Below are 22,746 nucleotides of genomic sequence, written 5' to 3' on the forward strand. Positions count from 1 at the left end.
TCAGTCCCCTTTGTCATGAGTATCTCCTGAATAAGATTGAGTTCCTATCTCTGGTGGTGGATTATTTCCGAAGTCATCAACTAAAGCATCTGCCTCACTTGTAAAAAGTTTGGTGAACCATTGCTTAGTTGCAATAATTGCTGTCCAGATCTTGTCTCTTTTTCTGGTCATAGATATACCTCCAAAGTAGTAAGGGGGCGAGATTTTGATCGCCCCCTTTGAGTCCATCACTCCAGACCTAAGGAAGTGCGTTGACTCCTGAGACTGTTTTACTACTACTGAATGGAAATTGCTATGGGTAAGAACACCAAAGTATTTCTACATTTGGGTTCTCTGTATAGATATTTTCTAATAAGCGGAGTAGACATAAATCAAGAGTCATCGCACTCTCGAAGATATTAAAAAAGGGGAAATGTGCATTGACTCTAAGGAGGCATCTCACACCTCCTGATGTGAACAGAGTCACCTTTCGTGCGGTCTCTGCAATGGTCGGAACAACCCAAACCCCCTGATTTTTTCAGGGGTTTTTCTTTATGAGGACAATGAGATTTAATACTTTAGGGTTTTTATCCTATAGATTTTTTGAATTAGGAGGAGTAGATATAAATCAAGGCACTATTAGGAGGTCAAACCATGTCATGCGGTAATCCTTTTAAACATGCAATCGAAGACGTAAAGGAAACATTCTCGAAATCTTGTGGGGTTCCTATCCAAGGAAACGATTGGTGCGATCTGGTTTCCAATTATGAAACTGATTTTGATGAAGTCGATTACGAGAATGAATGTTTGCAGTTTGGTAACTGCTCAATGGACTACTAAAAAACATTGAACTAACAGGAGGTTTCACTATGCAAGTAACCCGTAGTTTCCGATCCAATGGGTCGAATACTCTTTCATCAATCTTTCTTTGGTTTTCAGTCCTATTAATTTCCTTTGGAATGCTTCCACACTTAATTCCTTATTATTTTCAATTGAAATATTGAGGTAAAAAGAATGATTCTCGATCTTCTCAAACTAATCCTCAGAAAGCACAAAGATTATTGGGTCGTTGGTTAAACAGGAGTTTTTTCTCATGTGCACCTGATCTGAATTTGTTAGAAATGAATTAGGAGTCACAGCACCTTCTGTGGGTCAAAGTTCAATAAAGGATGGAAATTTAGTTCAGTCAGTTGAGTGCTTGACTCAAAGGGAGCGACCAAAATCTCGCTCCCTTATTTCATGCAAACTTTTAGGTTGACTAATACTTATTTGAGAAATGGAAGCAACTTGCTGAAGGTCGATGGAAACGAACCAACAATAAGTGCCACTGCTCCAAGAACAACTGCCACGATTGCTGTATCTACCAAAAGGTCTTTCCAGTTGTATTTCATCTCAAAGTGACCATTTCTGGAGTAGTGCATTCAGTTGGATATGAGATTACATTCTTTGCTGTAAATCCAGCACCTATCGCAACCAGTCCAATTACAAAGATCCATTTAGATCTCTCACCAGAGAGCAGTCTGTTCATAAAATTGACGTGCTGATGTGAAGTTCCCATCAACGATAACAATAATGTTTTTTATCTAATGACCTTCAAAACTATTAAAAGTATTTGTTTTAGTTGTTTTGCACTTCTACTTATTTTCTATCCGTCAAAAATAGATGCTTTATCTCCTGACTGGGTTGCAGTTCCCAAGAGTCAGTATGGAGAGCAATTATGGGATAAGAACAGCGTTCAAAAAAATAAAGATGGATCCATACGAGTATTCAGCAAATTTATTCCTAAAAGCACTACTGACATTACCCAAGACATTTTGTACACGATGGATGTCAACTGTTCGGAAAATTCTTTTAGAGATGTTGCAGTAGGAGCAAAGGAATTTAATGAGTTCAAGAATCAAGATTCAGATTGGAAAGATCCCAATGGAGATAAATTGATTTTGGGTATTATCGATCAGGTTTGTACTTTTGGAAATTAGATAAAAAGCAGATTACAAACGTCTAATAAATTGCGACCATGTTGCGACGAAATGACTAATACGTACCTTTCCTTATCGCTTGAAATCCCTTTGCCTCGTTAGATTGGGGAAGTGAATTCAAGACCTGATTTCAAAACTGCGACTAAAATTTAACCAGTTGCGACTAACTTGCGACTAAAATATTCTTAAAAGATCTTAGTATTGATAAGAGTTTAGAGAAAGATTAATAGTCTAAATTCTAAAGATGCGTATCAATGCCGATTATACAACGTAGATTAAGAATATAATCATAGCAGTGGATTTAAAGAGTATAGATTAAAGGGGTAACACTAAGGCAACAGTATTATAAGACGTATTATCTTGCTATTAGAAGGGGTATGGGGGGACTTTGATCCTCGCTCTATTCGTAAATACCCTTTCAAAGATTTTTGTCAAAATTTGAGTAGCTATTAGACAATTGTTTCTATTAGTAGCTAAAAAAGAAGTCCACTATGTTTTTATCTCTTGGCTATATCAGTCACCTCTCCTTGTCCTGAGAGTACTGTTGATGAATTGGGAATTAAAAACTGGCCAATCTGGACGTGTGATGCCAGCTCTTTTGATTGGACATATGACGATAAGGAGACTTGTTTATTACTTGAGGGTGAAGTCACAGTTACTCCTGAGGGAGGAGATCCTGTGAAGTTTGGTGCAGGTGATTTAGTTGTCTTCCCCGCAGGAATGGACTGTAGATGGGATGTTCATAAGGCGGTCCGCAAGCATTATCGTTTTGGTGATTGATTGATTGATTGATTTAGAAGTTGGATGAATAATCTTCCCTTTTATGTCTTAAGTCGATTAATACTTTTCTGTGTTGTTGGCGTTGTTATTAGGCAGATGCTGGTTGTCTCTGGGATTCTTTGAATCTTTCAAGGTTTGTAGAAAACTAGACAATCTAGTTTTAGAAAAGGCCTGTGATATTTTTCAACTAATGAGAAATATGATTAGCTTTGATATTCAGAGGTTTAATCCGAAGTCAAATACTTAATGATAGAAAGAAGCGTGATTGTGATAATTCCATAGGTCCAAATCGAACTGCTATTTCGAGATGCTCTTTCCATCCAATCTGGAAGACCATTGTTTTCAATGATGAAGAGATAGAGGAATCCTAAGATTGCTATTGGGATGAATACAGCAAGGAAGAGAGTCATTCACAATTCTCCCTTAAGAATTTTTTAGCATCGTCATCCCCAAGATCAGCTGCTGTTCTCCAGTCTTCGCATGCACCTTTCATATCTTCAATTTCTTTTTTTACATTGGCACGATTAAACAATGCATCTGAATCTTTTGGGTTGATTTTTAGAACTTGCGAATAGTCTTGAATTGCACCATCAAAATCTCCTTTCTTAAATTTGGCAATACCTCTATTGAAATATCCATCGGCATATAAAGGATCAAAATTTAATGCCTTATTTTGATCAGAGATTGCGCCATCAAAATCACCTGAATTACGTTTTGCATTTCCACGCATTGAGTAGACAAGGCAAATCTCAGTAGGTGAAAGTTCCAATGCTTTGTTGTAATCGAGTATTGCCTCTTCATAATCTGCAAGTTCAAATTTATCTTGTGCGCTATTAAAAAAATATTCATAGTTTCTTGCTTTTAAATTTATATCGTTCTTGTCTTTTAAAGAAATCATTAATCCTGCACCGACAACTACAGCAGTAGATCCAACAACAAGATCCCTATTAACTTGCAGCAGCGATAAACCTGCAGCAGTTGCGGCACCAATTCCTAAAGCAATAGCGGTGTTGCGGAGTTTCATAATTAATTCATGCTCCACTCACATTGACTTGAATACCTTTCAAAGATACTCGCAAAGCCTTTTTCAACTAGGTGTTCTTGAATATTCATAGGACCTTTCGATAACTCTGCGACTGTTCTTCCATATCGATCTTCCGTGATACGCCGAATGGTTACTGTTGATCCAGCAACTAATTCATTGAGATAGTCTCTTGCTGCTTTGGCAGGAATTAGATCAGTTTTCTTGCCTCTCAATTCAGGAGTATCAATACAAGCAAGTCTGATCTTTTCTCCTTCTGTCGTTGTGCAAGTATCGCCGTCATAACAGCTTTGAATCGTGACGCTTGGCAGATCAGAAGCACTGGGATAAGTAGTCAGTGTCTGGAACAGCGCAGTCATCGCTAATACAAAGACAATGAATAATGCTGAGAAAAATCCAATAAGAAGATTCCTAATGAAGCGCTGTTCGGAGTTGAGTTTGTTCTTTGGCATTGTGATTGTGAATCTAACTTGATCCAATTCACCTCAGACTTTTCTCGGCTGGCTTGATCTTTCGACCTTTATCAAGGATCTCCGTGGACTCATCTGTTCTGTAATTTTAAAGCTTGAAGGTTAATTGATTATGTCCCTTGGGATTGTTTGGGTCCTTTTTCAACTTTGACGTTCTCCTTTTTCTTGAGCCATGTTTTTCGAGGATATTTTAGCGATGTCAAAGAAGTCTGGTTTATTTCGTATCTCTTTTAGCTTTGCTCGTGCTGTCTTTGTACTAATAATTGGATCCACAATAGGACTTGTTTATTTATAAATAGTTTCTATTCTTATGCGCTTTAAGTAGTTAACCGAACATTGAAACCTCACAATTGCTAATCAGGTGATAGATCAATATTAAAACTCTAAAGCTAGTTATGAATAAATTTTTTATTAATAAAATATAAAAGCTCTCTAATAACATGGATTAAATGGCCTAGCTTTTGTGACAATGCAAACCCATAGCGAACGCTAGAAAATAAGGTAATTATATAATCAAAATTTCCGACTATTACTACAATGTGATAATTGGCTTTTCTTTATGAGTTATATAAACCTTATAAGAAGTAATAAGAGAATCAAATACTTCATTTATTTTCTTTTAGGTGTTGTTAGTCCGATTATTAGTAATTTCATTAGCGAATGGATACCATTCCTCAATATAGGTTATTCATACTTACTAATAACATTTATTTTCTTTTTTCTGTTTATAAAACTATTCAACATAAAATGGTTGGAATCTCAAATAATAATATTTCTTGTAGTATTTCTACTGCCATTATTTACTTGGTTTTGCTTATTTCTGCTATTTCTTACGTATTATGGACTAACGCCTCTTTTTTATGATATGTCAGAGGTTTGTAATCCTCCTGGACCAGATGGCCCCAACTGTCAATATTGTTCACAAGGTACTATCGGTTGTGGAGATGTATATAAGAAAAATGAATAGATTGTTTGTTACTTACATATCTAATAATATAATTAGATCTTGATTACTTTTTGTATACAAAACTTTTCCAGTACGTCTACTAGAAGTGCGGCAACTATAATTTATTCTTTAGTTTTCGATTTTATCAATGCCTACTATACAACAGAAACTGATATCTATTGTTAAAACAGAGAATTATGGATAAAGCATTTTATTTTTATCGCTTAATTCGCACAAACTTGTATGATACAACGTGATAGATACTCTTCATTAAGGATAGTTAAAGGGATTTGGTATAAGGGAAATAAGAAATAAGAGTAGTGATTGTTAATTAAAAAGAGAAAAAATCTTCTGCTTTGCTTGCTGTGAACTGATAAAAATTCTTGTGTGTAGAACTATTAATAGCTGATAATAATGGATCAATATAGTTGATCTTTTTTATTTTATTTTGAGCTTTATTTAATGATTGTAATTTCACCACTGATAAAAAAGTTTTTGCCGATTGATTCTTTGACTTGACTTTGACTTGACTAACGTTTACTCCTTGATTTGAATTTTGCATAGCTTGGATTCCTAAAAGACTTGCTCCTCCAATAGCTACAACTGTCATGCTGCTCATCCCCAATAATTTCGAAGGTGATAAGAAATTTACCTTTTTCATGAATGGCTTCTCTACTCTTTCTTGATTTACTTTCGTTGACTCAAGCATTAATTTATCTTCTAGTTTTTCTTTGACTAATTCAAGATTTGAATCATCGTTTATTTTTTCAAAAAATTGATTGGTTTGCGTGTTGAGGATTTTGTGAAAAAAATAACCTAGTAATGCAAAAATAATTAATAGAGAAAGTGTTGATATTGCATCTGTAGGAATTGAAATTGTATTAACGTCGGTCAATTCAAGTTCTGTGATTCCGAGGGACATTTAAAATCTAAAACTCTATGTATTAAAACCTTTTTAAACGATAAGGCTAGATTTCTTTACTTATCTATTTAATTCGAGTGCGTATTAATACCGACTATATTACCTTATTTCGTAATAGCATAAATACATGCTATCACTATGACATCGCACCTATTTGATCATCCTAATTTTAGACTATGACCAAAATAATTAGTTTGCCCCAATTAATTTAATTTGATTGCCAGCATCACTGAATTTCATCAATTCCTTGTATTCCTTATCAGTAAAGGTTTCGACTCTTTTTGCATAGATAGAATCTGCATTTAATTCTTCGATCATTTCATAATCGAAGAACTCCAATAATTCTTCCTGATTTTTAAAACATCTATCACTCCACTCGTAATTTTTGTTCCCCTTCGCATGTTCATACTCATAGCACTCATAAAAATAATCAGTTCTATATCGTTCGACTAAAGTAAACTCCTTTTGTTCTTCCTCTGGTAGTTTGTTGTAAATGCTCCAACCAATTATCAAGACTGGCATTCCTCTACATCCTTAACTTTTTTATTCCACTCTAGAAAATTTGAACTGCAATTAGGTGAAGCTTGTTCTCTAATGTCTTTTAATTTTCTCCATCTGGTGCAAAGAACGCTAAGCAACCAACTATTAATTAATGACTTGGTACCACTCTTCAAGAGGTTTATTTGTTTCTTATTGAATTGTTCTGAATCAAGAAGTTCTTCTTTCCAATTTATTTTTCTAGTCATCTGGGAAAGATTTCATCCATGTAGCCCCATTACTATTGTGAGGGGCTAACCACAATTGATGTGAAAGATAGCCTTTTGTTTTCTGTCTATAAAAAGCGGAGGAAGACTCATTTTGATATCTAGTCATTTCATCAAAACCTTTCTATTAACCACTCTGCAAAAAGGATTTCTTGATTTTGCGACCTTATCAGCATCTTCAAATTTATCTACATGAACTATTTCTTTGATGACCATCCCTCCAACGAAACATGAAACTTCAACTTTCATGGTTGACCTCCTCCCAGTTGGGAATGAAGAGTGCATCTTTAATGGATATTTTTATGAAAACCTATTTATCTTTCTCAAGCAATAGAGTATTAATGATAATGCTGCATTGATGCCCTTACATGATGTCAATGTTTAGCAAACTATGATCAAATAACGATCGCTTGTTGTAGGTGATCTTTTCTCATATATCTATAGAACTGCAACAACTTGAATTCAGTATTTGATTTTGGTTTTTCTGAAGCGACTATGACTAAATTGTATTTATAAGATATTACTATGTGATTGAGTTTAAGAAAATGCGTAATATAAAGTGTATATACGCTTATGAAAGTCAAGTAAACAATTTATTAGACAAATGAAATACCAAAAGAGATTAAATATTAAACGTGTCATCTTATTTCCAGTAATCGTTTATGCAGCATATGTTTTGATGGATAGCTTTATGCCTTTATTTATGGTTGGATTTGTAGTTTGGTTGTTGTATAACTGGACTGGTAAAAAAAGATTTTGGTGATGAACTAATGAAATCTATAGGAGTCAATAAGTGAAGGCAATCTTTTTGATTGCTGTTATTTGTGGACTGACTTTTCCTAGTTTCCGCATAACTCTTGCAGCTTTATTCGAAGGTACTTCTGATTATCTATATGATTCAGCCAAGCAAGAAAAAACATTCATTCCTTATTGGCTAAAGAAAGCTAGAAATGACTAATCTTTATCGCTTTGATTTTGATACTTTTGATTGATTTTATTCATAGTTAGATCAACTCCTTTCTCTTTCTTGTAACCGAGTTGAAAGTTCTTTTTGTAGTTGTCGATAAAAAGTTTAAGGTATTTTTTTGCGTTCTCTTTGCACTTGGCGTTTGCCAGGATGTAAAATTTGTACCTCTCGAATATTTATGTTCTACTTGTAATTAAGTGCTGAGAGTTCAATTTCTTCTATGGAATCACCTAAGTGGAAACCCACACAAGAAGAACAGGAAGTAATGGAAGTCGTTTGGATGCAAATTAAAGGTGCGTGCGAGAAATTAAAAGAAGAGACAAATGCTCAAAATCAGCATATTCAAAAAATGCTTAAAGAAATGGTTGATCGTTATTATTCATGAATAATATTAAAGGCTCGAAAAGTTTTGATGAGAAAGATCAAGAGTACAAATGAATCTTAGGGTAAATTCGAAGCTTGAAATTCTAGCTAACGAAATACATTGGAGATTTTCTAGATCATCAGGAGCAGGAGGACAGAACCTGAATAAGACAGATAGTCGAGTTGAAATTGTATTTAATGTATTTGAATCCAAAACCTTAACTCCATACCAAAAGCATAGAATTTCAATTCAGAATGAAATTAAACTCATTAATGGTTGTATTTGCATAGCTGTTCAGGATAAGAGAACTCAATATCACAATAGACAATTAGCTTTAAGGAGACTTGCTTTAACCTTGCGAGAGCTTTTAAAGCCACCTCCTAAGAAGAGAAGGAAGACCATACCAACATTTTCATCTCAAAGGAAGAGGGTTGAGTCCAAAAAGAGACGAGGTGAATTAAAAAGAAATAGACAATCAAAAATAGATTATTGATACTTACGCATATAGGATTTTTATTAGTGATACGAGTCCTGTCAGTATTCTCGTCTATTTAAAACACCTGTAGAATTAAAAAATAAATTTCCATTCCAACAAGTAATCACAAATTAGAGGGAAATTAAAAATTATTTTTTTAAAAAAGTCCTACAATCATTTTCTTTTCTAAGAAATGTCTTCTAGTTAAGGCTGCCAATAGTAAGCAGTGCATTATCTCTTAGCAAACTTCCTTTATCTCTTTCGTCGTATTTTTGCTTTAAATCGAAGATTGTTTGCGTTGTAAATGATATCTTTTCCAATGATTTAAGCGAATTCTAATTTCAATAATTTAGAGATTAAGTGACACCTGTAAATAAAGGCATATTTATGGATATACATGAAGCTATGAGAGGTGATTTTTTTACTTTAGTAAATGACTGCGTTTGTTTCTCTTGATCAACGACAACATGGGCGCGACTAGAAAATATATATAGTATATATTCAATAGTTAGATGGTTATGAAGTCTTTTTGCATTGCTATTTCAGCTTTGTTGCCTTTTCATTTATCTTTCATGGTTAATGCAAATACCATAGAACCAGCATTTTTAGCTGAGAAACACGCCAAAATTATCAATTCAAATGCGTTGAATTCAGAAGATTTTTTAAAGCTAAAAGGCACTTGTGGTCGGAAATATTCTTGTGTTATCGGAATTAACGGTGAGACTATAATCACTAGTAGTGGAATACAAATAAGCTCTGATAGAATTATTGGCTGGACATTAACCAATGCGACCAATAGAGGAGGTCTTCTGTTTAATAATAAGAATGAAGACTATAGATTTTTAATAAAATCATTTAATAGTGACGGTAAACGAAAATTAAACGAAATAGGTTTTTATAATTTTAAATCTGCTCAAAGCTTTTTAAGCTCACTAGAACTTTTATCAGGTCTCTCTGCGAACCATGATCAATCTGGTCCTACTACTAATTGTACTGCAAGCGGAAAAGATCAATTCTCAGTAACAGATACGGCTACAAAGAATCTTCTACGACCTTCTGGAGATTTAAGTTTAAAAAGGAATGTAGTGAGCGATATTCGAGTTACTCCTGCTACTTCTCAGGCATTTTTTGACGACTCCTTCACTTATAGATCAAATTGTATTGACCAACCAGTCAATGATTTAACAGTAAAAATTGATAGTCCAATTCCAATAAAAGAGTCTAATTAATTTTCGTCCGATTAAGAATAATATGTTCTTAGTTTTTATAGTGTATCGATACCAATTATATGCGGAAATTTAAGAACATATTTTTAGTAGTTATAATAGTTTAATCAGGCTACCGGGGATAGGAGTATAGAAGACGAATTAGCTAGAAGTTTTTTATTGAATTAAGCTAAAACATTGGTATCAGCAATAATTAAATGATTTTCTTCTGATCTGGAGAAACCTATTAGTACTTCATATCTCGTCTCTAAATTAGTTTCTAATTGATCTACCCAATAATTAAGACCTTGCAAATCAGATTCTCTACAGAGTACATGCTCATATAAGTTGCTTATGAAGTCTTGATTTGAAAGATGCTTCGATATATCTATATAATTAAGCTTGTTATTATGATCTTGTTGGTTTGCAAGAAAAGAATTATTAATCGTGGTTTCTGGGTTTCTAAGACTCTCTAAAAAATCATTAGATAAATTATTTAATGAGAGGCCAGTAATATTATCAATTGAGTTAATTAGACTATTGTTAGAATTTAAATTAAAACTATTAGGGATGTTACTAAATTTTGAAATACTTCCTTCAATCTCGGATAAGTTTGCAACTTTTGAAAACCCAATTTCATTGATGAATGTTTTTGCTTCTGTGAAATTGTTTCCTGTAATCCAAGGACTAGTTGAAGCTGGCTGATAAGCAAGTATATCTGAAGTACTTTTTCTTATTTGATAGGTGTATTGAATAGCAGCATTAGTTTTATGAGTTAACGTTTTTTTATCAACCTCACTGCCTGTATTATTAAGCGCAGCCCATGTTAAGTCATTAGCAATTGAGGCAAGCTCTAGGCTTCCAGAGTCAATTTGTCCTGACCAATAAGTTAATCCTGCGGCATCTCCATCTCTATTAAATAGGTTTAAATAGATTTGATTGACTTGATCTGTCGTACTTAGATTTCCATTAACTGAATTAAATTCAGGCTGCAAATACATATTTGCAGCAAAAGCTTTTTTAGTAATTTTTTCTCCTAACCAATAATCTAATCCACTGGGATCGCATGGCCGACTAAAGTAACCTATGTATAATTGCTGTAATTCAGTTGATGTCGCTGATGTAGAAGAGGTATTACTTTCATTTACTACATCAGTAATTATTACTCTGAATTGGTTGCTTTCTAATTTATTCCCTGCAACATCAGTAGCCTCTATGCTCATTAAATAATTATTGTCATAAGGACTATTCCCATAAGCTTGGCCATTTTCATAGTCAAGTATTCCTTTGATAGTTAATGAACCCGTTATCTCATCTATCTCAAAATATTTATAATCTTCAACATAGCTATAAGGTCCTTGGGAAATCGACCAAGTAACCTCCTTATTGGATGTGAATCTGTATATTTCATGATTTGTATTTTCAGGGATATAAATTTCTCTATAAAATTGACTAGCGGTTGAATTTTCCGAAAATAAAATTCGATTATTTTCTCCATAGATAATCGGTTTTTCTATATTTCCTTCTTCTAAATTATTTACTGAAAGGTCAAATGATTTCTCATAATTATTACCACTACTGTCTGTTGTTTTTACTCGAATAGTATAAGAGGATTTTGTCTCATAATCAGGAGAAGTATTAATTTGTATGGATGATCCATTAATCGTAAAAGCTTGATTATCAGTATCACCTACTCCACTTACTAAGGTATATGTAAAAGTATCACTAGTATCTGGATCAATAGTCGATAAGCTTGCTATTGAGGTGTTTGCATTAATATTTTCATCGAAACTGGTAGAGGATATAATGATATCTGTCGGTGATTGACTTAGGTTCTTAGACGTATCATTAATTATAACTGACTTAGTTTTTTCTCCTATTGAGAGAGTAAAAGTTTCTGACCCCTCTGTTCTTTGATCTGCACTTATTTCTATAGAAAATATCGCTTCTCCATCAGAATTGATGATTGTTGTTCCAGTAAGCTCTTCACTTATAAGATCTGAAGATGAAATCCCAGAAATTCTATATATATATTGTTTGTTTTCTTCGTACTTATGTGTTTTATAAGTGAATGAAATACTGTCACCTTCATTAACACTCTCTTCTGAAACAATTGATGCAAAACTTTTATCGTATAAATAGTTATTAACTTGAACTGACTCGCTAATCCACCAGTAATGACTATCTACACTGCATGCAGTAGAAGTTAAACCACCTGAGCTAGAAGTAACGCCTATAATTTGATAACCTGCATCTCCTCCTGAATTTATATATATTGGGCCTCCAGAATCACCACCGTTAATTTCAATATCATTATTGTAAAACCAATGATAATTATCAATGCTATCTTTATATATTATTCCTTGATCGAACATAAGATTGTTCGAATATTTTCCAGGAAAACCTAATTTGTATGCTGTTCCACCGCTGAAAGTTTTTTTTACACCAAAATAACCATAAATGGAACCTAAATTTTCTGATAAAGATAATAATGCGATATCTTTTTCAACTTCATAAAGTGAGTTGCTTTTTCCATCGCCAGTGGTAAGTAATCCATTACCATCCTCATCCCAATCATCGTAATATTCATACCATATAGGTTGGTAGTAACCACTGGAATAGTAACTACTATCTGGATCGTAAGTGGGGTATATTCTTACTTCATTAGCTAAGCCACCACGATCATTATTATGGATAACATGTGAGGCTGTTAAGATGTCATTATTACCAATAAGTGCCCCACTTCCTGAATACCATGTATTACCCCACCGTGATCTTATAAATACTGCACATCGGTAAGGGAAAATATCATCATTAACTTCAAAAGTAGACATTTAATGCTTTTAGGCTTATTTAAAGAGTGATTTTGATTTAGATAGTCATTCTACTTTGTATAGTAGCAAGTAAACAAGATTCAAATTTTTTATTTATAATTATTCTTTATAAATGAATTCATATCTAGATGGAAGAACCTGATGCTGTCAGGAAAAGTTAAGTTCCAAACCTTATAGAATTATCTAATTAAAATGGTAAATAGTAATGAATAATAGTTATGTCTTGTTTATGTGTCATAATCGATGACAAATTTCTGGAACCTTTTACATGGAGAGAGGTCCTACTCAAGAACAAACTTTTGAATCTATTCTTAGAGAACGAGGGGTAAGTGATAAAGATATCGGATGGGTACTTTCTAAATTAGATAGTCAAGAATATATTTTAGATTACTGTCATTACATTGCATGCATACTCAGCAAAGAGTCTGAAACTCATGCGAAAGATATTTTTATTAATCGATTTTTTTCTCTGACTATTAAAGATATTACCAGTGAACATAAGATAAATGATCTCTTGCAAGAATGTATAGATAAAAAGAAAATATGGACATTACTTGAAAAGAACTTGGGAGCTACTTGTATAAAGCTTCCAGATGCGAGTATAAATGGTCAAAGATATTTGTTTTTGTTTGGTCCAAATAAAAAATGTCCTGAGCTAACAAATATAGATTCATTTGTATTCTTCTCTCCAAATGACTTACAAGGCCCAAAAAAACAGAATCCATTAGAAATGTGTTCTCTTCGATTAGCTTGAAAAGTTAGAAGTGAAATTTATTGGATTTTTCTTATCTCAGGCCTTAACTTTGTCTATTTCTGGGAAAAGCATATTGATATAAGCCATTATTATCACAACTAGTGGAGGCATATTTGTTTTGTCGTCTTGTGTGATTCGTTTCATCTCTGATACGAAACCCTTAGCTTCTTGCTCGCTAATAATATACTCTGGGTTTTTTTCTACTTGTTCAACTAGGGATTTGATTTGATTTGCAGAATTCATTAATTAAAGTGTTGCTCTATGCCAACAAAACGCATGATATATGCAACTACAATAATAGATAAATAAAACTTATCATGTTTGTTTATGGTTTTTGCTTGGCGAGCTAGGAATAATTCGCTCTCATTTTTGTATAGATAGGATCATTTCTCGCTCAGTGTCTTCATCAGCAATCATTGCTAATAATTAATCAGATATATTTACTTACTTTCATGGCTGAAAAAGGAAAGAAGATAATTACCTATGTGTAGCTATGATGCCGCAGATTACTCTTTTAGCTTCTCAGTTGATTTTTCTGACAGTATTTGTGATGAGTTTTTCTTTTATATCAGGTGAGAGTTTTACTTCCCTTGAAAGTAACCTATCTCCAGTTTATTTAGAGGAGGTTACTACCTCTCTATATGACTGACTTCTTTTCCCTATTTTAAATATCTTGAAGACATTTAGTTTAGTAATCAAATAGTCTAGAAAATGTAGATTAAAAAATTTTGTGGATATGCACTTTTCATACCTGTGTTTGACTATAACCACGGCAACATGAATACAAGCTTGATGTTTTGCTAGTTTTTATCAAGTTGATTCAGAAATTTTCTACTTCTCTCGTGCTGTGCATTAGAAAAGAAAATATCTGGCGTAGATCTCTCGATGACTTTTCCTGAGTCCATAAATAAAACTTGATCACTTACGTCTTTAGCAAAACCAATTTCATGTGTTACTACAACCATGGTCATTCCCTGTTCAGCAAGCTTTCTCATTGCATCGAGTACTTCGTTTATTCGCTCTGGATCTAATGCACTAGTGGGTTCATCGAATAACAATAGTTCAGGCTTTAAGGCTAGAGCTCTAGCAATCGCTACTCTTTGTTGTTCTCCGCCACTTAGTTGGCTTGGATATTTTTTTGCATGTGAATCTATTCCCATTTGACTTAAAAGATACATACCATATTCTTCAGCTTCAATTGGACGAAGTTTTTGTACATGTACTGGTGCGAGAGTGATATTGTCTAGTATTGATAGATGAGGGAATAAATTAAATTGTTGAAAAACCATCCCTACTCTTTTTCTTATTTTTTGGATTTTTCTTGCCTCGTGATTTCGATTTATTTTAATTCCTAATACATTTAGTTCTCCCCTATCAAAAGTTTCAAGACCATTGAAAGTACGAATTAGGGTGCTTTTCCCTGAACCTGATGGCCCCATAACTACAAGAACTTTCCCTTTATTGAGTGTGAGAGAAACGTTGTCAAGAGCTAGTAAACCTTTGGTATACGACTTAGTTAAATTTTTAGCAATAACAACAGGTTCCATAAATTATCAGAAATTTTCTTTATTAATTCTCATTCTTTGTTCGAGATGTCTTGCAAGAACTGCCATGATTGTACAGAATAGCCAATATACACATGCAAGCCAAATATAAACTTCGATATATTGACCAATAAATTCTGGATTTGCAAGGATACTTCTTCCAATGCCAAGTAATTCTACTAATCCTAAAATAGCCATTAAAGATGTATTTTGAAAGAGTCCGATAGATTGATTAGTCAGTGCTGGTAATGCAATTCTTAAGGCTTGAGGAATTAATACAAATTTAGTAACTTGATATTGATTAAGGCCAAGACTAGTTGCTGCTTCTATTTGAGTATTGGGGATAGCTTGTAATCCACCACGAACATCTTCTGCTATGTAGGCAGATACAAATAGAGTAAAAGCAAAGATTGCTCTCCAAACTCGGTCAATTTCGATTCCTATAGGAAGGAATAAGGGTATTAGAAGTTGGCCAAAGAAAAGTACTGCAATAAGAGGAATTGCTCTCATTACGTCTATATATATTGAACTTATTTTCTGAATTAATGGTAATGAACTTTGACGACATAGTGCCAATACTATGCCAAATGGTAATGAGAGTAATGAGCTACAAGCAGTTAGTAGAATAGTTAGTGTAAGGCCACCCCAATGTCTACTCATTACAGGTGTTAATCCTAAACCACCATAAAGTAAATAAAGACCTAAGGGAATAGTGCTTATCCATGCGAGTAAAAGATTTTTACGTACAAATTTCCAGTCAGGGCCGAAAAGTGTAACGATGCTTAGTGATAGGAGACTTATAATCCAAGTAGCTGGTCTCCATTGTTGATTAGATGGAAAACTGCCAAAGGCATATAAAGGAAGATTTGATGTTACAACTTTCCAATTAGCATTAAAAATAAGCCATTTAAAAGTATTTAAACAAACCAAACTAATAATTAATATGATAAAGATACTAACAATAGTATTGATTAAATTTGTAAATAAAGTTTTCTTGATCTTGTTGCAGAAAATTTTGATAGGAATTAGATTTTTATTAAACATGAATTAATTATATCTTTTCGAATTTATAATTATTTTATTAAGTATTTCCATGCTATTACTTATCAATAAATTTAATAATAAGAAACTAGTTAGTAATATAATAAAGCATTCTATAGCTCGTCCTGTTTGGTTTATAATAGTATCATTTATTGCATAAATATCTGAATATCCAACTGCTATAGCTAAGGTGCTATTTTTAGCAAGATTAAGATATTGACTGGTTAGTCCTGGAATAATTGCTGGTAATGCTTGAGGAATAATTATACTAATAAGGCCTTTCTTCTCAGAAATTCCTAAACTTCTAAAAGCCTCCCATTGCCCTAGGGGAACTGAAAGTATACCTCCGCGAATCACTTCTGCTATGAAAGCACTTGTAAATACACTGAGACCAAATAATAATGCCGAAAATTCTGAGGATAAAGTTAATCCTGCTAACTCTATCCCATGATTTGAAATTTTAAATATATTTTTTATATGTATAAACATATTTTCTTTTAAACCTAAGAAGCCAATAAAGTACCAAAACATAAGTTGAAGTAAAAGAGGTGTCTGTCGAATTATTGTGATGTAACTAGCTGAAATTAGAATTAATAAATAGTTTTTTCCTGTTCTTGCCAAACCTATTATTGTTCCCCATAAAGTTGCTATTATTAATGAAGAGAAAATTACTTTGAGGCTGTTTAACCAACCAATAAATAATGCCCAAGCATAGCTATCTGAAGAAGAATAAGGCAAAGGATGTTCAGCTAAAGCAAAACTGGCTGGCTTGAATAGCCAATTGAAATTAAAGCCAAGACCAGTTCTTATTAGATTGATTGTTAGATTATTAATTAATATTCCAACTACACTAATAATGAAAATACAAAGTCCAAACTGTAAAAATATTTTGCTACTGCGCTTCATTCTAAAAATAATTTATTTTTATTAGTTAAATGGTGGAGAAATATGTACACCTCCCTTGTTATACAACTCATTTAATCCTCTTGGAATAGGTACTTCGCTAGTTTGTCCCAAATGTCTTTCATAAATTTCTCCATAATTTCCAGTTGCGCTTATCACCTTAACTACAAAGTCATTGCTAAGATTTATTTTCTCTCCCAAACCACCATCAATACCTAGAAATCTTCTTAATTGTTTTAATTGAGGATTGTTTTTTGCAAGTTGAAATTTTTCTTGAATATTTGATTGAGTGATTCCTTGTTCCTCTGCGGATATGAGAGCAAAAATCACCCATCTCATAGCATCAGATAGTTTCTGGTCTTGACCATCAGAGGCTGGAGCAAGTGGTTCTTTACTCAATACATTGCCTAGAATAATATGGTCTTTTGGATTTTTAAAGCCTGATCTTGCTGCTGCCAACTGTGAGCGATCAGAAGTCATAGCTGAACAGCGACCTTGTAAATATCCTGCAACTACTTGATTCAGATCTTGATATTTGATGGGATTGTAAGGAAGTGAAGCACTCTCAAACGCATCATTTATATTTTGTTCGGTTGTGGTCCCTGATCCCACGCAAATAGATTTATTTGCAAGATCATCAAGACTATCTATTCCACTGCTTTTTTTTACCATTAATCCCTGCCCATCATGAAAAACAACTGGAGCAAAAGATAGTCCATTTCCTCCAGATGAATCTCTACTAAGAGTAAAAGTGGTGTTTCTTGATAGCAGATCAATTTCACCAGTTTTAATAGCTGTGAATCGCTCTGCTGCAGTTAGAGGTCTATATTGGATTCTTTCTGGATCTCCTATTATCGCGGCAGCAAATGCTTTGCATATATCTACGTCTAGCCCTTGATAATTACCATCACTCTCAAGAAAACTAAATCCAGGAATTTTTCCACTTACTCCACATATTAATTCATTGCGTTTTTTTATTAGATCAAGTCTCGAACTGTTTTCTTGACTTGGGCTCGCACAGCCAGTTAATAGCATGGTCAAACCAACTATTCCTGAAAACAAACGCCGCATAGTTTTTAAAGTATTAGTGTTGATTTTCGCCATATTTTTCTCTCTTCTGTGCAATTAAAGGAAATCTTTTGCTTTTTCTTCATTGAAAGTTGTGATATTCAAAATATAATTTTTAAGCTTTAACAGTGTGATTATTTTGCTTAGGCTAAAATCTCTTGATATGTAATAGTAATTCTTCATTCCAAACATATAAAAAACATTAAAAATGTAACAGAATATGATTTAATTGAACTTACTTTATACTGCTTCCTAAGGAGATATAGCTACTAAATTTAGCTATAGATTCTGAATACATACATTATTAAACTAGTCATAAGGGATACATATCTATTTTTTATAAGCTTTGAGTATTTTTTTATGTCATTATGCCTAGCCCTGTATCTATATTGTTTACTTTCCCTTCTTCTGAAACCATGGTTATGGAACTTGCAATGAAAAGTTGGTTAATTTGGATTTGTCTAGCGAGCTCTTTGGCTTGACTTTATGAGGACAATGAAATCTTCTTATTGAAGGTTAAGTTTAATAAAGCTAACTGAATTGTTTTTTTCAGAAGCAATGCATTGGAGACCATTCAAAAGTAGTTTTTTATATTTATAGATAAGGTGATAAATTGAAAGATCTAATTTAGAAGATGTAATCTTTAAAGTATCTGAAACATTATGCTGCGATTTTATCAATATTTAAGAGTTGAGCTATATCACTATCTACGACATCACCTTCCTCTTTGTGTTTGACGAATTTATCAAAGTCAATCACATTACTTTTTCTTCTTTCGATTTCAGTGCTTTTATTGAGGTAATCCAGTGAGACTAGAAAGACAGGGATAACACAGAATGGAATAATTAAAACGTAGAACTCTAAGGGCATTTGATTTTATAAATATAGAATAAGCTTTACTTAACTAGTAAATTATTGCAATAGGAGTATGGGAGATTTTGCTCCTTTCATTATTTAAGATAATCCATAGATAATAATTTTAGCCTCTTATGCTGGATCAATTTTAGGATTTAAGGAAAATGTGGTAATTGCTGTTTTCTAATGGAATTAAGATATGAAGTCTACTTTTACTGTACGAGATAAATAAAATCAATTTTCCGAGATTATGAAAACTCTTTCAGTTCGTTCATGGAAGTAAGGCTTTTGGACATTTCAGTTTTGCGTACATCTCTGCTCTGCAAATTGCAAAAAGATATCAAACATATTACTGTCTGAATACTTGAAAATTTTGTTTGAGTCTGTTAAGCAGCTTGGTTATCAAGTCGACCATACCGATATCTCATCATATCTATGACTTTATCTTTTGTATTCCAGTGTTTAATGCGGTCTTTAATTGTAAGTAGTTCTGATTCAGTTAGCTTGAGACGTTTTTTTTGTAGACTTGTCATTTTAATTAAATACTGGTTGCTGTGATGATGATGATTTGCAAGCAAAGTAGACAACAAAGGGTAACCATTAATTTTTATACATTATGGTTGGATAGATTAATTTTTACATGCAAGCATAACTTGTCAATTACCTGCGATTAGTTAGAAACAACGATTCTTATGAGCCTAAAGCCGTCATAAATTTTTAATAACATCAACTTTGTGCTTTAGTCCACTAGGAATTGTCCAATTTCACAACTTTCTTCTGTATGTGTTGGTGTTTAATTACTGGATATTATGCAACTCTTCGATCTTCACCTTCTTTTAAAACTTTTTTGACCTTGGAATATTTTCTGCCAATCTTGTATTGCCTATGGAATAGGTTTAATTGGTTACTGTTATCATTTGTTGCTTTAGTCTCTATCTCTGCCACTGGTTTAGTCATTTGACTCCATACAAAAAGCATTGCTAATGCAGATACAAGTAATGGGAGATACGATTTAATTAAACTAACGACTACTAGAGTACTGATAAAACAAAGAGAAAAGATAGTCCACTTAGTAAAACTGCTATCTATTTTTTGTCTCTTTTTTGGTTTCGAAGAAGGAATGTTTGGCAGATCAGTAGTCATTTGTTAATGAGTTAAAGGTGTATTGGCTTAGAGGATTTAGTAATTGTTTTACCTTTAGTAAAAATATATCTTCCTAAAATAGCTTTATTTTTTAGCTATCTTATCCGATATAAGTAGCTTCGTATCTTCTGACCTTATTGATATCGGAGATACGACTTTTGATAATGACACAGAGATTCTTTCTTTACTAGATAATTTTTAACAAATTCAATCAGGCTTGTAAATGTTTCTATATGAATTGCCCATCGATGCTCCAGTCAAACAAAATACATTGTTGTTATGTAAGCGAAAAAAATTGAGAAGGTGTTCGCGATGTTTTAAGATATTGAAATACTGTTAACAAAAGTGAATTGCTTTTATGTCTTAAAGTTTGACAATCGATTTTCTCTATACCATGAGATTATTTAACTAGTAAGTGCGATTTATAGAGAAGCATAAGCAATGGATTTCTTGGTATCAGAAAAAACTAGGTTTAAGTGATTATGGATTACTTTGGTTGGTTTTTTTTAAAGGAGTTTTCATAGCTCTAATATTAGAAAAGCTTTTTTTTCAATAGATGTTTAATACAGATGCTCTATTCGAATATCTAAGTTCGGCAGAGGGTCTTAATAAAATTATTTTAGGGATTATTATACTTGGTGCTATTAATGTAATCTTTATAACTTATAGCGTTAAGTCTACCTATGGAATAGCAAAAAAAGAGAGAGAAAAACTAAAAATTCAACAAGCTAAGATTGACAAATTATATCCGAGAAAGTAATAGTATAAATATCACTATTTAGCTTTTTAAGGAAAACATCATGTGGTAGAGGCCGAAAAATTAAATTATGTGCTTTGTCTAAAGAAAATTTACTGTATATATCTGAATTGATAGCTTTGCCCCTTTATGTATAGTTGGTTTTGCACTGTAATTTTTGCTGGATTTAGAATAGGAAATATGAGTATATTAATTTGATTATTGAATTTCGCATTGTAGCTCCGCTAGAGCTTCATTTGGAAGCCCAAGAAAGGTATCTAAAAATTTATTTCCAGTAGGAGGGATTATTGCAATGCCTACAAGTTTTGTTTTACCATTTTTTTGTAGGCTAAGACCTTTACCTTGATGCAACTGTCCTTTTACTTGGCCTGTTTGAAGTAAGGTTTTAACTAATAAATCGGGGAATTTAATCACACTACCAATGCTCAAAACAAATTTGGATTCAAATTCCAATAACACTTCTCCAGAGTTGTTATCAACACTTCCTTCAAGTTTATCCATAGACATCGAAATTTTTATGCCTGGGGGCAATGGTAGAGATAAAAATTTTGTTGTTTGTGAAGTAAGGGGAGGTATTGAAAATGTTTCAGATGAAAAGCTCACGTAGCGCTTATTATTTGTCTTCTTGGTGGGAACTAATGTCGCTTTCCCCCCCCCTCCCACAGCGTTGTAGCTAAATTTGGGATATGAACCAATTTTTAATTGACATTCATCTAAACTTTTTAAGTACATAGGCTAATAAATAATTTTTTGTGCATAGTTTAATAGATATCAAGTTTTCAATTATCTGAAATAATAGTCTTAGTGTAGTCATTCATAGTATAGAAATAATAAAGAGTTGTAGCCATTGATATGTACCTGCTAAATATATTGCATGGAAACCAGACAAGTCGTTTTTACCAGTTTAAAGTAAATTTTAATTGAAGTTTAATAGGATAGCTACTATTTTTATACTTAATTTTAGCTATGTGCCTATTTGCTACAGTTGAATTTTTCATTTAATCTTTATGTTCATTTGGCCATTCCACATATGATTTGAAGACTATGTAAATTACAATAAAGAATTAAATCATATTATTGATGTCTGCAAACTTAACTCCAGATTGGTCTTCAGAATTTGAACACTATAAGCAATTATCTAGAAAAGTAGTTACGAAAGAAGATATAATTAATTTTTTTGATCAGAATCAGAAAGCCTTTTATCTTGATAACTTTTCTTCGAGCTGGGGTAAGATGATGGAAGCTTATGAAACCAAAGAGAGTTTAAGTGCAGAGCAATTAAATAAACTTGAAGAAATGCAATGGATTGCTATGCCTGAATCATTAAAACTTTTTGCTTATGATTTTTGTATTAAGAACGGATTTTGTTTTACTGGGACGTCAAGGTAAAATAATATTTAATACCTTTACAGATTTAGTACTAGATAAGTAAGAATATATAATTAAGTTTTTTATTTTACACAAATAGTTTTAAAAAATATAAGTAGAAAAGTACATTTTAGTAAACTTATGAAATTGAGTAAATAGAAGTATAATATATAAACTCATAGTAATATTCGATATCGATGTATTGAGGACTAAAGTTCAAATCTCTGTTTGATAGTAATTGATATATTGCTTTTCTAAGCTTGTAATTTTATAGTTTATTAAGTTACTTATAGGAATAAAAAAATTATTAGAGATTTCAATCATATTAGCTTCATCGCTCTTTCTTTCTATCTTTTAACCTTTCTCTATTAGTAAGCCATGATTTAAAGTTTTCATCTTCTAGCTTCTCTCTCCACTCTTTAGAGGATATAGGTAGTTTGGTTTGCTTCTTCTGTATCCTGATTTTTTTAAATGTTAAATATAAATTTAGATAAGCAGCTATTACTAAAAGAAAAAGAAAAATGGTATTGATATTCATTTGCTCTTGACTTTAAATATGTGAGAATTCATATTATGGAGTCATACT

The 22,746-nt window shown here is 32.7% G+C and carries 33 protein-coding genes; 10 read left to right on the forward strand and 23 right to left on the reverse strand.

Translation table 11 applies throughout. The annotated features are described in order from the left end of the window. Window positions 1–171, reverse strand: coding sequence for a hypothetical protein (locus tag DNJ73_RS00325; protein WP_187152508.1), 171 nt, complete (start codon window positions 169–171; stop codon window positions 1–3). A gap of 462 nt (window positions 172–633) precedes the next feature. Between DNJ73_RS00325 and DNJ73_RS00330 the strand changes: the two genes are divergently transcribed. After that, a complete protein-coding gene (locus tag DNJ73_RS00330; protein ID WP_036906327.1) occupies window positions 634–819 on the forward strand; it encodes a hypothetical protein in 186 nt (61 codons plus the stop codon). Between the two features lie 425 nt (window positions 820–1,244). Here the strand turns inward: DNJ73_RS00330 and DNJ73_RS10115 are convergent, their stop codons facing one another. After that, window positions 1,245–1,370, reverse strand: coding sequence for a hypothetical protein (locus tag DNJ73_RS10115; protein ID WP_257473258.1), 126 nt, complete (start codon window positions 1,368–1,370; stop codon window positions 1,245–1,247). Then, entirely contained in the window at window positions 1,367–1,507 is a 141-nt protein-coding gene (locus DNJ73_RS09640) for a hypothetical protein (RefSeq protein ID WP_187152509.1), read from the reverse strand. The genes DNJ73_RS10115 and DNJ73_RS09640 overlap by 4 nt, the downstream gene beginning before the upstream one ends. A gap of 58 nt (window positions 1,508–1,565) precedes the next feature. Here DNJ73_RS09640 and DNJ73_RS00335 point away from each other — a divergent pair, with 58 nt between their 5' ends. Together DNJ73_RS00335 and DNJ73_RS00340 are read left to right on the forward strand one after the other, a co-directional pair. Next, window positions 1,566–1,958, forward strand: coding sequence for a hypothetical protein (locus tag DNJ73_RS00335; RefSeq protein ID WP_158465746.1), 393 nt, complete (start codon window positions 1,566–1,568; stop codon window positions 1,956–1,958). A 504-nt stretch (window positions 1,959–2,462) separates the two neighbouring features. Continuing rightward, window positions 2,463–2,738, forward strand: a complete 276-nt coding sequence (locus DNJ73_RS00340) for a cupin domain-containing protein (RefSeq protein ID WP_158465747.1) — start codon at window positions 2,463–2,465, stop codon at window positions 2,736–2,738. 224 nt (window positions 2,739–2,962) lie between these two features. Here the strand turns inward: DNJ73_RS00340 and DNJ73_RS00345 are convergent, their stop codons facing one another. The 9 genes from DNJ73_RS00345 to DNJ73_RS00375 all read right to left on the reverse strand — a co-directional run bounded on the left by DNJ73_RS00345 (window position 2,963) and on the right by DNJ73_RS00375 (window position 7,167). Further along, window positions 2,963–3,148, reverse strand: coding sequence for a hypothetical protein (locus DNJ73_RS00345; RefSeq protein ID WP_158465748.1), 186 nt, complete (start codon window positions 3,146–3,148; stop codon window positions 2,963–2,965). Further along, the gene (locus tag DNJ73_RS00350; protein ID WP_158465749.1) at window positions 3,145–3,762 is read right to left on the reverse strand and encodes a tetratricopeptide repeat protein; all 618 of its coding nucleotides are present in this window, start codon (window positions 3,760–3,762) and stop codon (window positions 3,145–3,147) included. Before DNJ73_RS00350 ends, DNJ73_RS00345 begins: the two co-directional genes overlap by 4 nt. Before the next feature lie 2 nt (window positions 3,763–3,764). Further along, window positions 3,765–4,232 (reverse strand): thermonuclease family protein, encoded by a 468-nt coding sequence (locus DNJ73_RS00355; protein ID WP_257473259.1) that lies wholly within the window; start codon window positions 4,230–4,232, stop codon window positions 3,765–3,767. Window positions 4,233–4,391: 159 nt separating this feature from the next. Then, on the reverse strand, window positions 4,392–4,523 hold the full coding sequence (locus DNJ73_RS10120) for a hypothetical protein (protein WP_257473260.1): 132 nt from the start codon (window positions 4,521–4,523) through the stop codon (window positions 4,392–4,394). Between the two features lie 1,004 nt (window positions 4,524–5,527). Beyond that, on the reverse strand, window positions 5,528–6,118 hold the full coding sequence (locus tag DNJ73_RS00360; protein ID WP_158465750.1) for a hypothetical protein: 591 nt from the start codon (window positions 6,116–6,118) through the stop codon (window positions 5,528–5,530). A gap of 189 nt (window positions 6,119–6,307) precedes the next feature. Beyond that, window positions 6,308–6,640: a hypothetical protein gene (locus DNJ73_RS00365; protein ID WP_158465751.1), complete on the reverse strand. Its 333-nt coding sequence runs from the start codon at window positions 6,638–6,640 to the stop codon at window positions 6,308–6,310. Continuing rightward, a complete protein-coding gene (locus tag DNJ73_RS00370) occupies window positions 6,628–6,864 on the reverse strand; it encodes a hypothetical protein (RefSeq protein ID WP_158465752.1) in 237 nt (78 codons plus the stop codon). Before DNJ73_RS00370 ends, DNJ73_RS00365 begins: the two co-directional genes overlap by 13 nt. Beyond that, entirely contained in the window at window positions 6,857–6,991 is a 135-nt protein-coding gene (locus DNJ73_RS10125) for a hypothetical protein (RefSeq protein ID WP_257473261.1), read from the reverse strand. Before DNJ73_RS10125 ends, DNJ73_RS00370 begins: the two co-directional genes overlap by 8 nt. Then, the gene (locus DNJ73_RS00375) at window positions 6,988–7,167 is read right to left on the reverse strand and encodes a hypothetical protein (RefSeq protein WP_158465753.1); all 180 of its coding nucleotides are present in this window, start codon (window positions 7,165–7,167) and stop codon (window positions 6,988–6,990) included. Before DNJ73_RS00375 ends, DNJ73_RS10125 begins: the two co-directional genes overlap by 4 nt. Window positions 7,168–7,486: 319 nt before the next feature. On the opposite strand from DNJ73_RS00375, the gene DNJ73_RS09645 reads away from it, so the two are divergent. The 5 genes from DNJ73_RS09645 to DNJ73_RS00390 all read left to right on the forward strand — a co-directional run bounded on the left by DNJ73_RS09645 (window position 7,487) and on the right by DNJ73_RS00390 (window position 9,917). Next, a complete protein-coding gene (locus DNJ73_RS09645; RefSeq protein ID WP_187152510.1) occupies window positions 7,487–7,645 on the forward strand; it encodes a hypothetical protein in 159 nt (52 codons plus the stop codon). A gap of 30 nt (window positions 7,646–7,675) precedes the next feature. Further along, window positions 7,676–7,840 (forward strand): hypothetical protein, encoded by a 165-nt coding sequence (locus tag DNJ73_RS09650; protein WP_187152511.1) that lies wholly within the window; start codon window positions 7,676–7,678, stop codon window positions 7,838–7,840. 229 nt (window positions 7,841–8,069) lie between these two features. After that, a complete protein-coding gene (locus DNJ73_RS00380) occupies window positions 8,070–8,234 on the forward strand; it encodes a hypothetical protein (protein ID WP_158465754.1) in 165 nt (54 codons plus the stop codon). Window positions 8,235–8,283: 49 nt separating this feature from the next. Next, window positions 8,284–8,706 carry an alternative ribosome rescue aminoacyl-tRNA hydrolase ArfB gene (gene arfB, locus DNJ73_RS00385; protein WP_158465755.1) on the forward strand — a complete coding sequence of 141 codons (423 nt, stop codon included), beginning with the start codon at window positions 8,284–8,286 and terminating at the stop codon, window positions 8,704–8,706. A gap of 500 nt (window positions 8,707–9,206) precedes the next feature. Continuing rightward, a complete protein-coding gene (locus DNJ73_RS00390; protein WP_158465756.1) occupies window positions 9,207–9,917 on the forward strand; it encodes a hypothetical protein in 711 nt (236 codons plus the stop codon). A gap of 161 nt (window positions 9,918–10,078) precedes the next feature. On the opposite strand, the gene DNJ73_RS00395 is transcribed toward DNJ73_RS00390, so the two are convergent. Then, the gene (locus tag DNJ73_RS00395) at window positions 10,079–12,727 is read right to left on the reverse strand and encodes a DUF4214 domain-containing protein (protein ID WP_158465757.1); all 2,649 of its coding nucleotides are present in this window, start codon (window positions 12,725–12,727) and stop codon (window positions 10,079–10,081) included. Between the two features lie 268 nt (window positions 12,728–12,995). Here DNJ73_RS00395 and DNJ73_RS00400 point away from each other — a divergent pair, with 268 nt between their 5' ends. Beyond that, window positions 12,996–13,481 carry a hypothetical protein gene (locus tag DNJ73_RS00400; RefSeq protein ID WP_158465758.1) on the forward strand — a complete coding sequence of 162 codons (486 nt, stop codon included), beginning with the start codon at window positions 12,996–12,998 and terminating at the stop codon, window positions 13,479–13,481. A 36-nt stretch (window positions 13,482–13,517) separates the two neighbouring features. On the opposite strand, the gene DNJ73_RS00405 is transcribed toward DNJ73_RS00400, so the two are convergent. The 9 genes from DNJ73_RS00405 to DNJ73_RS00450 form a co-directional block, all read right to left on the reverse strand. Beyond that, entirely contained in the window at window positions 13,518–13,724 is a 207-nt protein-coding gene (locus DNJ73_RS00405) for a hypothetical protein (RefSeq protein ID WP_158465759.1), read from the reverse strand. Window positions 13,725–14,281: 557 nt separating this feature from the next. Next, the gene (locus tag DNJ73_RS00410; protein ID WP_158465760.1) at window positions 14,282–15,028 is read right to left on the reverse strand and encodes an amino acid ABC transporter ATP-binding protein; all 747 of its coding nucleotides are present in this window, start codon (window positions 15,026–15,028) and stop codon (window positions 14,282–14,284) included. Window positions 15,029–15,034: 6 nt separating this feature from the next. Next, window positions 15,035–16,069 carry an amino acid ABC transporter permease gene (locus DNJ73_RS00415; protein ID WP_158465761.1) on the reverse strand — a complete coding sequence of 345 codons (1,035 nt, stop codon included), beginning with the start codon at window positions 16,067–16,069 and terminating at the stop codon, window positions 15,035–15,037. Between the two features lie 3 nt (window positions 16,070–16,072). Continuing rightward, window positions 16,073–16,972 carry an ABC transporter permease subunit gene (locus DNJ73_RS00420; protein WP_158465762.1) on the reverse strand — a complete coding sequence of 300 codons (900 nt, stop codon included), beginning with the start codon at window positions 16,970–16,972 and terminating at the stop codon, window positions 16,073–16,075. A gap of 21 nt (window positions 16,973–16,993) precedes the next feature. Further along, window positions 16,994–18,073, reverse strand: a complete 1,080-nt coding sequence (locus tag DNJ73_RS00425) for an amino acid ABC transporter substrate-binding protein (protein ID WP_257473262.1) — start codon at window positions 18,071–18,073, stop codon at window positions 16,994–16,996. A 624-nt stretch (window positions 18,074–18,697) separates the two neighbouring features. Then, window positions 18,698–18,907 (reverse strand): hypothetical protein, encoded by a 210-nt coding sequence (locus tag DNJ73_RS00430; RefSeq protein ID WP_158465763.1) that lies wholly within the window; start codon window positions 18,905–18,907, stop codon window positions 18,698–18,700. A 371-nt stretch (window positions 18,908–19,278) separates the two neighbouring features. Next, window positions 19,279–19,479 (reverse strand): hypothetical protein, encoded by a 201-nt coding sequence (locus DNJ73_RS09655; protein ID WP_187152525.1) that lies wholly within the window; start codon window positions 19,477–19,479, stop codon window positions 19,279–19,281. Window positions 19,480–19,699: 220 nt separating this feature from the next. Continuing rightward, the gene (locus DNJ73_RS00435; RefSeq protein WP_158465764.1) at window positions 19,700–20,035 is read right to left on the reverse strand and encodes a hypothetical protein; all 336 of its coding nucleotides are present in this window, start codon (window positions 20,033–20,035) and stop codon (window positions 19,700–19,702) included. Window positions 20,036–20,990: 955 nt separating this feature from the next. Then, on the reverse strand, window positions 20,991–21,524 hold the full coding sequence (locus tag DNJ73_RS00450) for a hypothetical protein (protein ID WP_158465767.1): 534 nt from the start codon (window positions 21,522–21,524) through the stop codon (window positions 20,991–20,993). 348 nt (window positions 21,525–21,872) lie between these two features. Here DNJ73_RS00450 and DNJ73_RS00455 point away from each other — a divergent pair, with 348 nt between their 5' ends. After that, a complete protein-coding gene (locus DNJ73_RS00455) occupies window positions 21,873–22,181 on the forward strand; it encodes a hypothetical protein (protein ID WP_158465768.1) in 309 nt (102 codons plus the stop codon). A 310-nt stretch (window positions 22,182–22,491) separates the two neighbouring features. Here DNJ73_RS00455 and DNJ73_RS00460 read toward each other — a convergent pair whose 3' ends face one another. Next, complete coding sequence (locus DNJ73_RS00460; RefSeq protein ID WP_158465769.1) at window positions 22,492–22,698, reverse strand: hypothetical protein; 207 nt, start codon at window positions 22,696–22,698, stop codon at window positions 22,492–22,494. Window positions 22,699–22,746: the final 48 nt, after the last annotated feature.

Source organism: Prochlorococcus marinus XMU1408, assembly GCF_003208055.1.
In the GTDB taxonomy this organism is placed as follows: Bacteria; Cyanobacteriota; Cyanobacteriia; order PCC-6307; family Cyanobiaceae; genus Prochlorococcus_B; species Prochlorococcus_B marinus_A.